Source organism: Nocardia shimofusensis NBRC 100134, from assembly GCF_001613125.1.
In the GTDB taxonomy this organism is placed as follows: Bacteria; Actinomycetota; Actinomycetes; order Mycobacteriales; family Mycobacteriaceae; genus Nocardia; species Nocardia shimofusensis.
In genome coordinates this window covers 21,113-35,025 of record NZ_BDBT01000008.1, presented here as the reverse complement: position 1 = coordinate 35,025, position 13,913 = coordinate 21,113, and the positions used below count along the sequence as shown (strand labels likewise).

The following is a 13,913-nucleotide window of genomic DNA, read 5'->3' as shown; positions in this document are numbered from 1 at the left end:
GACCATGACCCTGCCGCCCGGAACACCCGACCTGGAGGTCCTCGACCTGCTGGTGTCGGTGGCCGAATTGGGCAGTCTCGGCGCGGCGGCGCGCAGGCACGGCATCACTCAGCCCGCGGCGAGTATGCGGGTCAGCGCTTTGGAGCGGCGGCTGCGATTGACTCTGGTGGATCGCGGCCCGACCGGGTCGGTGCTCACCGAGGCCGGCCACGCCGTGGTCGGACAGGCCAGGCGGTTGCTGATCGCCGCGGGGGAGCTGATGGCGGAGGTGGAGGGCCTACGCGCGGTCGGCGCGGCCAAACTCCGTATCGCCGCCTCGAAAACCATTGCCGACCATCGTGTTCCGTACTGGCTGGCGGCCCTGCGGGCAGATCGGCCGGAGGTGGTGGTGTCCCTCGAGGTGGAGAACTCGGCACAGGTCGCGACGCTGGTCCGCGAGGGAGCGGCCGACCTCGGCTTCGTCGAAGGCCCGCATCCGCCCACCGGGCTGAGCAGCCGGGTGCTCGGCGTGGACGAACTGATCGTGGTCGTGGCCCCGGGGCACCCGTGGGCGGGCCGGGCCCGCCCGGTGACTCTGCGCGAGCTGGCGAGGACCGCGCTGCTGTGGCGTGAGCCGGGCTCGGGCACCCGGGACACTGTGTGGGACCTGCTCGCCGCGCAGGCGCCGCCCGCCGGACCCGCCGCCGAACTCGGCTCGGCGGCGGCCATCGTGGCTGCGGTGGAGTCGGGCATGGCGCCCGCGGTGCTCAGCCGGCTGATCGCCGCGACCCACCTGGCCGCGGGCACCCTGGTGGAGGTCCGCACGGCCGAGGCGGACAAGCTCACCCGCAAGTTCCGCGCGGTGTGGCGGCGCGGCTCTCCGCCTGTCGGCGCGGCGGCGCTGTTGGTCGAGCGCGCGGGCATGCTCGAGCGTGCCGCGTCCGCGCGGTCGTAGCCGTTTCCGGGCCGCTGTGCCGGTGTGGACTGCCGCGAGCCGATCCGTGATCCTCGCGAATCGAACTTCCCGCGTGAATCGGGCGTGATCGGGTATCCCGCTGTCGTTGGCAGCGGGAAGGGGACGGGGCGCCGGGTGCGCCGCCGAACCGTCCGCAAGAACGATGCGCGAGAGTGACATGAGAATTGGAAGTGCGATTGTTCTGATCTGGCTGGTGATCGGCGTGGTGGCCGCGGTGCAGCGGGACTACTTCGACAGCAGCGGGCCGGTCGACTGCGCCGGGTTCGGCACCATCGCGGTCACCGTGATCGCCGGGCCGCTCAACTACATGGGCGTGAACCCGAAGATCGCGGACTGCGATGTGGATGTGCCGCAACCGAGTCCGTAGTGATTTTGCGCGGTGTGGCGGCACGGCGGGGGGCGCTCGGGGATAGTTGTGATCGAGGCGGGGGCGTTGCCGGATCGCCCGAGTCGGAGGGATGGGCGTCGGTCACATGAGAATTGGCAGTGCGATTGTCCTGATCTGGTTGTTCGTAGGTGTGGTCGCGGCAGCGCAGCGGGATTACTTCGAAGGTAGCGGGCCGAGCGATTGCGCGGGGTTCGGAACCCTCGCGGTCACGGTCATCGCCGGGCCGCTCAATTACATGGGCGTCAATCCGAAGATCGATGATTGCGAGGTGCCCGAGCTACCCGAGATCGGGGAGCCCAGCCCGTAGTTCCGGGAAGCGGCCACAGTTCGCAGAACCGACAACGGCCCCGCACCTCGAGGTGCGGGGCCGTTGCCGGTCGGATCGGATCAGACGCCGACCGGTTCCTTGTTCGTCGCGCCTGCGGGCTGCTGCAGGTCGCGCAGCTTGGCGCCCTCCACATCGATCTCGGGCAGGATGCGGTCCAGCCACGCCGGCATCCACCACGACCACTTGCCCATGATCACCAGCAGGGCCGGGATCAGCACCATGCGCACCACGAAGGCGTCGAACAGCACGCCCGCGGCGAGCGCGAAGCCGAAGGACTTCACGGTGACGTCGGGTTCGAGCATGAACGAGGCGAACACCGAGATCATGATGATCGCCGCCGCGGTCACCACGCGGGCGCCGTGGTGGTAGCCGGAGACGACGGCCTCGGTCGGCGACTTGCCGTGCACGAACTCCTCGCGCATGCGGGTCACCAGGAACACCTGATAGTCCATCGCCAGGCCGAACACCAAGCCGATCAACATGATCGGCAGGAAGCTGACGATCGGGTGCGGATCGGAGATCAGGCCGAAGGCGCCCTCCTGGAAGATCAGCACCGTCGCGCCGAAGGTGGCCGCCATCGAGAGCAGGAAGCCCATGGCGGCGGTCAGCGGCACCAGGATGGAACGGAACACCAGGATCAGCAGCACGAACGCCGCGCTCGCCACGATGGCCAGGTAGGGGACGATCTTGCTGAGCAGTACGTGGTCGATGTCGGCGTAGATGGCGGTGGGGCCGGTGATGCCGTACTCCATGCCGTACTGCGCGTTCAGTTCGGCCTCGGCGTCGCGAGCGGAAGCGACCAGATCCTTGGTGGCCTGGTTGTTCGGACCCGCCTTCGGCACGGCGTCGAGCATGGCGCCCGCGCCGTTCTCGCTGATCATCGGCGTGGTCACGTAGTCCATGTCCGGGTAACCGGCCAGCCGGTCGCGCAGCGCGTTCACGGCTTCCTCGCGCCGGTCGCCCGGCACGTTCTCCAGGTCGACGACCACGTTGAGCACACCGTTGCTGCCTTCGCCGAAGCCTTCGGTGCGCAGCTCGTAGGCCTTGCGGACGGTGGAGTCCGTCGGCATGGCGTCCTCGCCGGGCAGACCGAGGTTCAGGTTCGCGGCGGGGGCGGCCAGGGCGCCGAGGACGATCACGCTGAGCACGACCGCGACCCACGGGGCCTTGCCGAGAAGGCGCCCGAACCGCATGCCGTTGGTGACCGTCGAGTCGTCCTCGGGGTCGTGCTCGGCGATGAACGGCAGCTTCGGGGTGAACAGGAAGCGGCCGAACGCGCCGAGCAGCGCGGGCATCAGGGTGATGGCGGTGATCACGGCGAACGCGGCGGCGATGGCGCCGCCCAGACCCATGAAGGTCAGGAACTGCACGCCGACGATGCTCAGCCCGGCCAGCGCGATGATCACGGTCAGACCGGCGAACACGACCGCCGAGCCCGCGGTGCCCAGGGCGATGCCCGCGGCTTCCTCGGGCGAATCCTGAACGGTCAGTTCGTGTTTGTAGCGCGAGACGATGAACAGCGCGTAGTCGATGGACAGCGCGATGCCGATCATCGAGGCCAGGAAGGTGGTGAAGCTGGGGATCTCCATGAAGGAGGTGCCGAGGGTGACCACCGAGATGGCCGCGCCGAGTCCGGCGATGGCGGTGATGATCGGGACGAAGGCGGCCACGATCGCGCCGAAGCCGACGATCATGACGACCAGTGCCACGGCCATGCCGATCATCTCGGCCTGACCGCTGGGCTGGTTCTCCTCCTGCGCGATGCTGCCGCTGAGTTCCACGGTCAGCCCGGCCGCACGCGCGGCGTCGGCCACGTCGTAGGCGGCCTCGCGGTTCTCGGGGGTGACATCGGCGAAGGAGGCGATGGTGAACGGCACCGCGATCACCGCCACCGAGTTCGGCGCCTCGGCGTTCAGCACGTTCAGCGGCGCCCCAGTGCAGGTGGCGGGGTCGGGTGCGGTCAGGCAGCCCATCGCCTCGGCGGCCAGGATCGGGTTGGTCACCGGCTTGGCGTGATCGACGAGGTCGAACTGCCCGAGGCTCGCGACGAAGGCGTCGACCGCGGCCCGGTTGGCCGGGTCGGTCAGCTTCTGGCCCTCGGGGGCGGCGATGACGTAGGTGCCGGTGACCGCGTCGAGCTGGAAGGCCGAGGAGGCCCCCGGGAAGTGCTTGTCGAGGATTTCGGTGGCGCGCTCGGAGGGCAGCGAGGGCATGCTGAAGTCGTTGCTCATCGGTTTGCTCAGCTGCGCGCCGAGCGCGCCGAGAACTCCGAGCAGGACGAGCCAGATGGGCAGCACTATCCATTTGCGGCGGAAAGCGAACTTCCCGAATCGGTACAGATAGACGGACACGAGTGGTTTCTCCTAGTGACGACTGGGACGTGCTCGTTCATGGCTTCTGTAGACAGCACTCGCGGGGCATCCGTCTGCCCCGCCTCCACAACCGCTCCTGCCTACCGTGCGGTAGGTAGACTACCTATCGACTAAGCGGAGGAACAACCTCAGTTTTCGTGACCCGGCCAACAGCGAAGGGCCGGGGTGAGAGGATCATCGGATGGCCCAACCAGACGCAGCCGAAAGCATCATCGCAGGTGGCGGCACCAAAATGGCGATTCGTGACGCCGCGGTGGAGTTGTTCGGTAGCAAAGGTTTCGAACAGACGAGCTTGCGCGAGGTCGCCGATGCGGTAGGGATCACAAAGGCATCCCTCTACTATCACTATCCCTCCAAGCTCGATCTATTGCTCGCGATCATCGACCCGGTCGTGGAGAACATCCGCGCGGTGATCGCCGACATCGACGGGTTGGCGCACGATGCCGAGAACGTGCGGCGGGTGTTGGGCGACTATCTGCGCGGCATGGTCCGGCACCGCGACGCGGGCACGATGTGCGTGCGTGACGCGGTCGCGGTGTACAACGCGCTGTCGGAGCGCTATCCCGACGTCCTGGAATCCGGCAAGGTACTCACCGACTGGCTGGCCGGGCCGGACGCGACCGACGAGGCACGGGTGCGCGCCGCCGCCGCCATCTCGGTGCTCAGCGCCGCGCTGACATCGCAGGAATACGTCCCGGGAGTCCGCGCCGAACTACTCGAGACCACGTTGCTCGACGCGGCGACCTCTGTGCTGAGCGTTCCCGCCACCGCGTAGATTCGACCTGTCGCCGGCCCGTCCGCAGGCGAATACGCCGATACACCAGGGAGTCCGTCGTGCACATCACCGCGAAGGTCGACTACGCGGTGCGCACCCTGGTCGAGATCGCACGGGTTTCGGCCGCGCCGATGGCCAAGGTCAAGGCCGAGACCATCGCCTCGGCCCAGCATATTCCGACCAAGGTGCTCGAGACGGTGCTGGCCGAACTGCGCCGCGCCGAACTGGTGACCAGCAGGCGCGGCCCCGACGGCGGGTACCGCCTGGCCCGGCCCGCCGCCGAGATCTCCATCGCCGATGTCATCCGTGCGGTCGAGGGTCCGTTGGCCTCGGTGCGCGGCGAACGCCCGGAGGACGTGCGCTACGAGGGCGCGGCCGCGCCGTTGCAGCGGGTGTGGATCGCGCTGCGGGTGAACATCCGCGCGGTCCTCGAAGACGTCTCGATCGAGCAGGTGGTCACCGACCGGCTGCCGGAATTCGTCGGCGCGCTCACCGCCGACCCGGGAGCCTGGGCCAGGCGCTGAGCCGGACGGTGTTTCTGCGCGACAGGAGGCGATCTCCGCGCGAAACGCGCAGTGAGCTCCGCGCGAAACGCACAGGTGAGCTCTGGGCGAAACGTAGGGGCGGGCGCGTCGTTTTGGCGGTAGCCTCCCTCCCATCATGTTGATCAGACTGCTCAGGACGTTTCTGTCCCCGTACCGCGCACAGCTGGCGGGGGTCGTCGCGCTCCAGCTGGTTTCGGTCATCGCCATGCTCTACCTGCCCAGCCTGAACGCCGATCTCATCGACAACGGCGTGACCAAGGGCGATATCGGCTACATCTGGGACACCGGCCTGTGGATGCTGGCGGTGACGGTGGTGCAGATCGTGGCCTCGGCCTCCTCGGTGTTCCTCGGCGCGCAGGCGGCCATGAGCGCGGGTCGCGATCTGCGCGCCGCGCTGGTGCATCGGGTCGGTACCTTCTCCGCCCGCGAGGTCGGCCTGTTCGGCGCGCCCTCGCTGATCACCCGCAACACCAACGACGTGCAGCAGGTGCAGCTGCTGGTCGTGATGTCGGTGACGGTGCTGGTGATGGCCCCGATCATGTGCGTCGGCGGCATCGTCATGGCGGTTCGCGAGGACATGAAGCTGTCCTGGCTGCTGGTGATCGCGGTGCCCGCGCTGGCGCTGGCGATGGGACTCGTGGTGGTGAAGCTGGTGCCCGGCTTCCGCGCGGTGCAGGAACGCATCGACGCGGTCAACCGGGTGCTGCGTGAGCAGATCACCGGCATCCGGGTGGTGCGCGCCTTCGTGCGCGAACGCCAGGAGATCTGGCGTTTCAGCCTGGCCAACAGCGATCTCACCGAAGCCTCGCTGCGGGTAGGCAGGCTGATGGCGCTGATGTTCCCGGCCGTGCTGCTGATCAGCAACCTCACCACCGTCGGCGTCATCTGGTTCGGCGGTCATCTGATCGACCAGGGCGAGCTGGAGATCGGCTCGCTCACCGCGATGCTGTCCTACATCATGCAGATCCTGATGGCGGTGATGATGGCGTCCTTCATGGCGGTGATGGCCCCGCGCGCGGCGGTCTCGGCCGACCGCATCGGTACCGTGCTCGACACCGAATCCTCGGTGCGCGAACCGGAATTCCCGCAGCCGTTCGCCGGTGATCCGGGCAGGGTGGAGTTCGCGGGCGCCGAGTTCGCCTATCCCGGCGCGGAGAAGCCGGTGCTCAGTGGCATCGGTTTCAGCGTCGAGCCGGGCACCACTACGGCGATCGTCGGTTCCACCGGAGCGGGTAAGACCACCCTGGTCGGGCTGGTGCCGCGGCTGATCGACGTCACCGCCGGCGTGGTCCGCATCGGCGGCACCGACGTGCGCGAACTCGATCTGGAGATCCTGCGCGAGCAGATCGGCCTGGTCCCGCAGAAGGCCTACCTGTTCTCCGGGACGGTCGCGAGCAACCTTCGCTACGGCGATCCCGCGGCCACCGACGAGCAGCTGTGGGAGGCGCTCGAGGTCGCCCAGGCCGCCGACTTCGTGCGGGAGATGGCCGAAGGCCTCGAGACTCCGGTGGCCCAGGGCGGCACCACGGTCTCGGGCGGTCAGCGCCAGCGCCTGGCCATCGCGCGGGCGCTGGTGCGCAGGCCCAGGATCTATGTGTTCGACGATTCGTTCTCCGCGCTGGACATCGCCACCGACGCCCGGTTGCGCGCGGCGCTGCGGCCGGTGACCCGCGATGCCGCGGTGATCATCGTCGCGCAGCGGGTGTCCACCATTCGCGACGCCGACCAGATCGTGGTGCTCGAGGACGGGCGCATGGCGGGCATCGGCACCCACGAACAGTTGCTGCGCGACTGCCCCGAATACCAGGAGATCGTGGCGTCGCAGCTCGGCGCGCAGGAGGAGGCCCGATGAGACCGGGTGGACCGCAGCCGGGTGCACCGGGCACCAAACCCAAATCGTTCTCCCCGTCGCTGAAGCGCCTGCTGGCCAGGCTCGCGCCGGAACGCTTCTATGTCTGGTGCATCACCGCCATGGTGATCACCTCGGTGGTGCTCAACACCCTCGGCCCGTATCTGCTGGGCAAGGCCACCAATATCGTCTTCGACGGCGTGGTCGGCAACAACCTCGCCGGCATGAGCGGGTTGTCCAAGGACGAGGCGGTCGAGCGGTTGCGCGCGGCGGGTGACGACACCCTCGCCGACATGCTCTCGGCGATGAACGTGGTCCCCGGCGTCGGCGTGGACTTCGACGCGGTCGGCCGGGTGCTGCTGATCGTGCTCGCGCTGTACGTGACCGCCGCGCTGTTCAGCTGGGGGCAGGCCTACCTGCTCAATATCGTCATCAACCGCACGGTGAAACGGCTGCGCGCCGACATCGAGGACAAGATCCACCGGCTGCCGTTGCGCTACTTCGACTCCCAGCCGCGCGGCGATGTGCTCAGCCGGGTGACCAACGACGTCGACAATGTCTCCCAGAGCCTGCAGCAGACCATGAGCCAGCTGCTGACCTCGGTGTTCACCGTGATCGGCATCCTGATCATGATGTTCTGGATCTCGCCGCTGCTGGCGCTGATCGCCCTGCTCACCGTGCCGGGCGCGGTGATCGTCACCGCCATGATCGCCAAGCGTTCCAAGCCGCACTTCGTCGACCAGTGGAAATACACCGGCCTGGTCAACGCCCAGGTCGAGGAGGCCTACACCGGCCACGAGGTGATCACCGCGTTCGGCCGCAACCGCGAGGTCGGCATCGAGTTCGACAAGCGCAACGACAAACTCTATGAATCCAGTTTCCGGGCACAGTTCATCTCCGGGCTGATCATGCCCTCGATCATGTTCCTGGGGAATGTGAACTTCGTGCTGATCGCGCTGGTCGGCGGTCTTCGGGTCGCCACAGGTCAGCTCTCGCTCGGCGAGGTGCAGGCGTTCATCCAGTACTCGCGCCAGTTCAGCCAGCCGCTCACCCAGATCGGCTCCATGATCAACCTGCTGCAATCCGGCGTCGCCTCGGCCGAGCGGATCTTCGAGATCCTCGACGCCGAGGAACAGTCGCCCGACCCGGAGATGGCAGCCGTGCGCCCGGTCGACCGCGGCCGGGTGGAGTTCGAGGCGGTGTCCTTCGGCTACGAACCCGGCAGGCCGGTGATCGAGCGGCTCTCGCTGGTCGCCGAGCCCGGGCACGTGGTCGCCATCGTCGGCCCGACCGGCGCGGGCAAGACGACGCTGGTGAACCTGCTCATGCGCTTCTACGAGCTCGACGCGGGCACCATCACCATCGACGGCGTGGACATCACCGAGATGACCCGCGACAACCTGCGCTCGCGCATCGGCATGGTGCTGCAGGACACCTGGCTGTTCCGCGGAACCATCCGCGAGAACATCGCCTACGGCAATCCGGAGGCCACCGAGTCCGAGATCCTCGACGCCGCTCGCGCCGCCTACGTCGATCGCTTCGTGCACGCGCTGCCCGACGGCTACGACACCATGATCGACGAAGAGGGCGGCGGCGTCAGCGCGGGCGAGAAACAGCTGATCACCATCGCCCGCGCTTTCCTGGCCAAGCCGTCCATCCTGATCCTGGACGAGGCCACCAGTTCGGTCGACACCCGCACCGAACTGCTGGTGCAGCACGCCACCGCCGCGCTGCGCCGCGACCGCACCAGTTTCGTGATCGCGCACCGGCTCTCGACCATCCGCGACGCCGACCTCATCGTCGTCATGGAGGCGGGCCGCATCGTCGAACACGGCGACCACCAGCGACTGCTGGAGGAGCGCGGCGCCTACTACCGCCTCTACAACGCCCAGTTCGCGGCAGCGGCCGCGGACGCCTGATCGCTGCCGCCCACGCGTGCGGCCGCCGCTGCTCGCGGCCCGGGGCTGTCGTCGCCGGAGTGCGCGGATGCGGGGGCGCGGCCGCAGGCTCCGCCTGCCGCGCATGCCGTTGGTCCGGGACTGCGCCCGGCGGTCCGAGTCGGCCCGCCGGAGACCGTGACGCGGTGGCAGCGCCGGGCGCGGTGTAGGAGAGGATGGTCGCCGTGGAAGCCGCTCGAGCACGCGAAACGTTCTCCTTCACCGTCAAGACTCGTCTGGACGGGGAACGATCCGGACGCACCGGGGTGATCAGCACCCCGCACGGTGAGATCGCCACGCCCGCCTTCGTGCCGGTCGGCACCAAGGCGACGGTGAAAGCGGTGCTGCCCGAGACGATGCGCGAGCACGGTGCGCAGGCACTGCTGGCCAACGCCTACCACCTGTATCTGCAGCCCGGCTCCGACATCGTCGACGAGGCGGGCGGGCTCGGTCGGTTCATGAACTGGCCGGGTCCGACCTTCACCGACAGCGGCGGCTTCCAGGTGATGTCGCTGGGAGTGGGGTTCAAGAAGGTGCTGGCGATGGAGGCCGTCGGCGTCGCGAACGACGAGGTGATCGCCGAGGGCAAAGAGCGGCTGGCCACCGTCGACGACGACGGCGTGACCTTCCGCAGCCACCTGGACGGCTCGAAGCACCGCTTCACTCCCGAGGTGTCGATGGGCATCCAGCACCAGCTCGGCGCCGACATCATGTTCGCCTTCGACGAGCTGACCACGCTGCTCAATACCCGTGGCTACCAGGAGAAATCGCTGCAACGCACGCACGAGTGGGCGCAGCGCTGCATCGACGAGCACGAGCGACTCACCGTGGCCCGCGGCCACCGCCCCTACCAGGCGCTGTTCGCGGTCGTCCAGGGCGCGCAGTACGAGGACCTGCGCCGCAAGGCCTGTCGTGACCTGGAGTCGATCCGCGGCACGGCGGGCACCGAGTTCGACGGCTACGGCATCGGCGGCGCGCTCGAAAAGCACAATCTCGGCGCCATCGTCGGCTGGTGTTCCGCGGAACTGCCCGAGCACAAGCCGCGCCACATGCTCGGCATCAGTGAACCCGAGGATCTGTTCGCCGCCATCGAGAACGGCGCGGACACCTTCGACTGCGTGAATCCCTCACGGGTGGCCCGCAATGCGGCGATCTACCGCGAGGACGGCCGATTCAACATCAACACCAGCCGCTTCCGCCGCGACTTCACCCCCATCGACGACGACTGCGACTGCTACACCTGCGCGCACTACACCCGCGCGTACATCCATCACCTGTTCAAGGCCAAGGAGATGCTGGCCTCGACGTTGTGCACGATCCACAACGAGCGCTTCACCATCCGGATGGTCGACCGGATCAGGGACAGCATCGACGGCGGATACTTCGACGACTTCAAGGAAGAGGCGATGGCCAGGTGGCGGGGCGGGCGCTGACCCACCCCGCCGGACCGGGCGCTCGGCCGGGCACGCCCTTCGGCCGAGCACGGGATTCGACTGTGTCACCGACTCAGCTGTGCAAGGGATCCGCGGTAATCGGCGCGTAGTTCGGTTCCCGCTTCTTCAATACCGCGATCACCCGATAGGTGATCGGCATGACCACGATCTCGCACAACGTCTTCCACAGGAAGCCGACGATCACGAAGTTCACGAACTGCGCGGTGGTCTCGATCCCGATGGCCCCCGCCGCGATCGAGCAGAAGATCAGGGTGTCGGCGAACTCGCCGACCACGGTCGACCCGATCAGCCGCGCCCACAGATGGCGCTCCTTCGTGCGTTCCTTGATCAGCACCAGCACCGCGGAATTGAGCAGCTGGCCCACGAAATACCCGGCCAGACCGGCGAGCACCAGACGCGGCACCGGGGCGATGACGCTGCGCAATGCCTCCTGATTCTCGTAGAAGCTCGCGGCGGGCAGATTCAGTACCACGGCGAAGCACAGCACGGTCAGCACCAACGCGGCGAACCCGCAGTAGATGGCGCGGCGGGTGGCGCGGAAGCCGTAGACCTCGCTGAGCACGTCGCCGAGGATGTAGGCGAGCGGGAACAGGAAGAACGCGCCGTCGGTGACGATCGGCAGGATCTGGAGCGGGCCGAACGTGACCGATCGGTCGCCGAAGAACTCGACGCCCTTGGTCGCGCAGATGTTGGAGATGATCAGCGTCGCGGTGAACAGGGCGACGATCTGTGGGTAGTACCCCCGCGCCACCTGGGCGTACGCCGCGTGAACGGGCGCGGGGTGTCCAGACCCCTCGGGCTTCAAGGACTGCTCTGAATGACTCACACAGACCATCCTCGCAGGTGTGGAATACCCTGTATCCATGACGAATCCCGGCGATTCCGACGAATGGTGGAAACAGTACGGCGGAGAAGGCGTTTCGCCCGAGTCCGGCGCCCAGGGTTCTGTGCCGCAGTACCCGCAGCAACCACCGGCGTACGGACAGTCCACGCCCCCGCCGTCGCCGGGGCAGTACCCGCCGTCGGGACCGTCGCTGTACAAGTCGGGCGAATCCGGTCCGGCGCATCCCCAGCAGTCGCAGCCGGGGTATGGCCGGCAGCCGGGCTATCCGCAGCAGTCGCAGCCGAGTTATCCCCAGCAGTCGCAGCCGGGGTACGCCCAGCAGCCCGGCTATCCGCAGCAGCCCGGCTACGGTCAGCCCGGCTATCCGCAGCCGGGCTACCCGGGGGCGGGCGGCTACCAGCCCTACGGGCAGCCGCCGTCGGGCGGACTCAACGGGATGGCGCTGGCCTCGATGATCGTCTCGATCCTCGGTCTGGTCTCCTGCTGCACCATCATCCTCCCCGCGGTCGGCTTGGTGCTGGGCATCGTCGCGATGAACCAGATGAAGACCTCGGGCGACGAGTCCGGCAAGGGCATGGCGCAGGCCGGTATCTGGGTCGGCGCGGCGGGCGTGGTGATCAACCTGCTCTACTGGATTCTCACGTTCGCGGGCGCCTTCGCGGGGACGTTCTAGCCGCGGACGACGAAAGGGGCGCTCCCACACTCGGGAGCGCCCCTTCGCTGTCGGAAGGCCGGACCGGTCAGCCCTTGACGACCTGCGTGCCGCCGGCGAACTTGTCGTGCCAGCCCTGCTTGTTCGGGTCCTGCTCGATGGTGATCGCGATGTAGATCGACAGGCCGAGGGTGATCAGCCCGCCGATGCATGGCACCAGGCTGACCGCGTAGAACAAGTTGCGCTTGAGCGAGGTGACCGGATCGATCGAGGGGGCGCCGCCGGGGGCGACCACGCGCAGTCCCAGCATCTTCTTGCCGAGGGTGGCACCGCCCTGGGTGACCTCCATACCGACGAAGTAGCCGAGGATCGCGGCGGTGGTGACGAGGTTGCTGATCAGCGAGGCGCCGATGCCGCCGTCGAAGCCCAGGATCAGGTTCATCACGATGGAGACCGGGATGCCCACGATGAGGGTGTCGATGATTCGAGCACCCAGGCGCGGCAGCAGTTCACCGGGGGTGACGCCACCGTAGTGCTCGCCGTAGGGCTGCTGGCCGTACTGCTGCTGACCGTAGTCGGGCTGTCCGTAGGGCTGCTGCCCGTATTGCGGTTGCTGCCCGTACTGGGGCTGCTGCCCGTACTGGGGCTGCTGCCCGTACTGGGGCTGCTGCTGACCGTACGGATCCTGGCCGTAGGGCTGCTGGCCGTAGGGCTGCTGACCGTAAGGCTGTCCGCCCTGGGGATTCTGATTGGGGTCGTACCCACCGCTCGTCATCTCTACGTCCTAGTCGTCGATCGGGTGAACCGAAGATCGGTCATTTCGTACGTTACGGACTACCGCTGGGCCGTAACAACCCATCGTCGGCGAAGATCGAGGGTTCTCTGGGAAGAATAGCCGGATCGAAGCGCGCCAGGGTATCTGCCGCGCTGCCCGGAGGAAACCCGAGCGAAGCGATCAGTCGCGCCGCGACCTCATCCGCGCCGGCGCCCGCGCGCCGCTGATCCTCCAAAGTGACCGAACCGTCGCGCTTGGCCAGCCGTTGCCCGTGCTCGTTGAGCACCAGCGGAACATGCGCGTAGCGCGGCGCCGGAAGCCCCAGCAGGCTCGCCAGATACGCCTGACGCGGTGTGGACGGCAACAGGTCGTCGCCGCGCACCACCTGATCGATGCCCTGATCGGCGTCATCGACCACCACGGCCAGGTTGTACGCGGGCACGCCGTCGACGCGGCGCAGCACCACGTCGTCCACTCTGCCTGTGTAGCGGCCGTGCAGTTCGTCGTCGATCACGAATTCCGTGACCTCGGCCCGCAACCGGAGCGCGGGCGAGCGGCCCTCGGCGCGGCGGGCGGCCCGCTGGGCGTCGGTGAGATCGCGGCAGAGGCCGGGGTAGGCGCCCATCGGACCGTGCGGCGCGCTCGCGGCCTGCTGGATCTCGCGGCGCGTGCAGAAGCACTCGTAGGTGCGGCCGGCCTCGGTCAGTCGCTCGATCGCGGCTGCGTAGAGGCCGAGCCGCTGCGACTGGCACACCACCGGCCCGTCCCAATCCAGGCCGATGGCCGCCAGATCGGCGAGCTGGCGTTCCTGCGCGCCGCGCCGGACCCGGTCCAGATCCTCCACCCGCAACAGGAACCGCCGGCCGGTCGAACGCGCGAACAGCCAGGCGAGCAGGGCGGTGCGCAGATTGCCCAGGTGCAGATCACCGGACGGGCTCGGCGCGTAGCGGCCCGCGCCTGCGGATTCGGGTGGCGGCACGACAGTCATCGTAGGTGCGTCTGCTCGCCCGGCTCCTCCGCTCCGCCCGGCTCCTCCGCT

13 protein-coding genes are annotated in these 13,913 nt (G+C 68.1%); 9 read left to right on the top strand and 4 right to left on the bottom strand.

Translation table 11 applies throughout. The annotated features are described in order from the left end of the window. Positions 1-4 precede the first annotated feature (4 nt). From NS3_RS10900 to NS3_RS10890, 3 genes are all read left to right on the top strand, one after another. On the top strand, positions 5-934 hold the full coding sequence (locus tag NS3_RS10900; protein ID WP_067857708.1) for a LysR family transcriptional regulator: 930 nt from the start codon (positions 5-7) through the stop codon (positions 932-934). Positions 935-1,112: 178 nt separating this feature from the next. Further along, positions 1,113-1,322 carry a hypothetical protein gene (locus tag NS3_RS10895; protein WP_067857706.1) on the top strand — a complete coding sequence of 70 codons (210 nt, stop codon included), beginning with the start codon at positions 1,113-1,115 and terminating at the stop codon, positions 1,320-1,322. Between the two features lie 91 nt (positions 1,323-1,413). Then, positions 1,414-1,650: a hypothetical protein gene (locus NS3_RS10890; RefSeq protein ID WP_245649557.1), complete on the top strand. Its 237-nt coding sequence runs from the start codon at positions 1,414-1,416 to the stop codon at positions 1,648-1,650. An 80-nt stretch (positions 1,651-1,730) separates the two neighbouring features. Here the strand turns inward: NS3_RS10890 and NS3_RS10885 are convergent, their stop codons facing one another. Continuing rightward, positions 1,731-4,022, bottom strand: coding sequence for an MMPL family transporter (locus NS3_RS10885; protein WP_067857703.1), 2,292 nt, complete (start codon positions 4,020-4,022; stop codon positions 1,731-1,733). Between the two features lie 202 nt (positions 4,023-4,224). On the opposite strand from NS3_RS10885, the gene NS3_RS10880 reads away from it, so the two are divergent. From NS3_RS10880 to tgt, 5 genes are all read left to right on the top strand, one after another. Further along, positions 4,225-4,818: a TetR/AcrR family transcriptional regulator gene (locus NS3_RS10880; RefSeq protein ID WP_067857700.1), complete on the top strand. Its 594-nt coding sequence runs from the start codon at positions 4,225-4,227 to the stop codon at positions 4,816-4,818. A 59-nt stretch (positions 4,819-4,877) separates the two neighbouring features. After that, positions 4,878-5,342, top strand: coding sequence for an RrF2 family transcriptional regulator (locus NS3_RS10875; protein WP_067857698.1), 465 nt, complete (start codon positions 4,878-4,880; stop codon positions 5,340-5,342). A 136-nt stretch (positions 5,343-5,478) separates the two neighbouring features. Continuing rightward, a complete protein-coding gene (locus NS3_RS10870) occupies positions 5,479-7,215 on the top strand; it encodes an ABC transporter ATP-binding protein (protein ID WP_067857695.1) in 1,737 nt (578 codons plus the stop codon). After that, positions 7,212-9,131, top strand: coding sequence for an ABC transporter ATP-binding protein (locus NS3_RS10865; RefSeq protein ID WP_067857692.1), 1,920 nt, complete (start codon positions 7,212-7,214; stop codon positions 9,129-9,131). Before NS3_RS10870 ends, NS3_RS10865 begins: the two co-directional genes overlap by 4 nt. A gap of 194 nt (positions 9,132-9,325) precedes the next feature. Continuing rightward, on the top strand, positions 9,326-10,582 hold the full coding sequence (gene tgt, locus NS3_RS10860) for a tRNA guanosine(34) transglycosylase Tgt (RefSeq protein WP_067857690.1): 1,257 nt from the start codon (positions 9,326-9,328) through the stop codon (positions 10,580-10,582). A gap of 73 nt (positions 10,583-10,655) precedes the next feature. Here tgt and NS3_RS10855 read toward each other — a convergent pair whose 3' ends face one another. Beyond that, the gene (locus NS3_RS10855) at positions 10,656-11,438 is read right to left on the bottom strand and encodes a queuosine precursor transporter (protein WP_157101278.1); all 783 of its coding nucleotides are present in this window, start codon (positions 11,436-11,438) and stop codon (positions 10,656-10,658) included. Between the two features lie 28 nt (positions 11,439-11,466). Here NS3_RS10855 and NS3_RS10850 point away from each other — a divergent pair, with 28 nt between their 5' ends. After that, positions 11,467-12,120, top strand: coding sequence for a DUF4190 domain-containing protein (locus NS3_RS10850; protein ID WP_067857688.1), 654 nt, complete (start codon positions 11,467-11,469; stop codon positions 12,118-12,120). Between the two features lie 67 nt (positions 12,121-12,187). Here NS3_RS10850 and NS3_RS10845 read toward each other — a convergent pair whose 3' ends face one another. Next, complete coding sequence (locus tag NS3_RS10845) at positions 12,188-12,874, bottom strand: RDD family protein (protein ID WP_067857685.1); 687 nt, start codon at positions 12,872-12,874, stop codon at positions 12,188-12,190. Between the two features lie 52 nt (positions 12,875-12,926). Continuing rightward, entirely contained in the window at positions 12,927-13,853 is a 927-nt protein-coding gene (gluQRS, locus tag NS3_RS10840) for a tRNA glutamyl-Q(34) synthetase GluQRS (protein ID WP_373865293.1), read from the bottom strand. Positions 13,854-13,913 lie beyond the last annotated feature (60 nt).

What these genes read in the sequence shown, in the direction of transcription:
- NS3_RS10900 (WP_067857708.1), top strand. Translation starts at nt 5, where the DNA reads ATGACCCTGCCGCCCGGAACACCCGACCTGGAGGTCCTCGACCTGCTG.
- NS3_RS10895 (WP_067857706.1), top strand. Translation starts at nt 1,113, where the DNA reads ATGAGAATTGGAAGTGCGATTGTTCTGATCTGGCTGGTGATCGGCGTG.
- NS3_RS10890 (WP_245649557.1), top strand. Translation starts at nt 1,414, where the DNA reads ATGGGCGTCGGTCACATGAGAATTGGCAGTGCGATTGTCCTGATCTGG.
- NS3_RS10880 (WP_067857700.1), top strand. Translation starts at nt 4,225, where the DNA reads ATGGCCCAACCAGACGCAGCCGAAAGCATCATCGCAGGTGGCGGCACC.
- NS3_RS10870 (WP_067857695.1), top strand. Translation starts at nt 5,479, where the DNA reads ATGTTGATCAGACTGCTCAGGACGTTTCTGTCCCCGTACCGCGCACAG.
- NS3_RS10865 (WP_067857692.1), top strand. Translation starts at nt 7,212, where the DNA reads ATGAGACCGGGTGGACCGCAGCCGGGTGCACCGGGCACCAAACCCAAA.
- tgt (WP_067857690.1), top strand. Translation starts at nt 9,326, where the DNA reads ATGGTCGCCGTGGAAGCCGCTCGAGCACGCGAAACGTTCTCCTTCACC.
- NS3_RS10855 (WP_157101278.1), bottom strand. Translation starts at nt 11,438, where the DNA reads ATGGTCTGTGTGAGTCATTCAGAGCAGTCCTTGAAGCCCGAGGGGTCT.
- NS3_RS10850 (WP_067857688.1), top strand. Translation starts at nt 11,467, where the DNA reads ATGACGAATCCCGGCGATTCCGACGAATGGTGGAAACAGTACGGCGGA.
- NS3_RS10845 (WP_067857685.1), bottom strand. Translation starts at nt 12,874, where the DNA reads ATGACGAGCGGTGGGTACGACCCCAATCAGAATCCCCAGGGCGGACAG.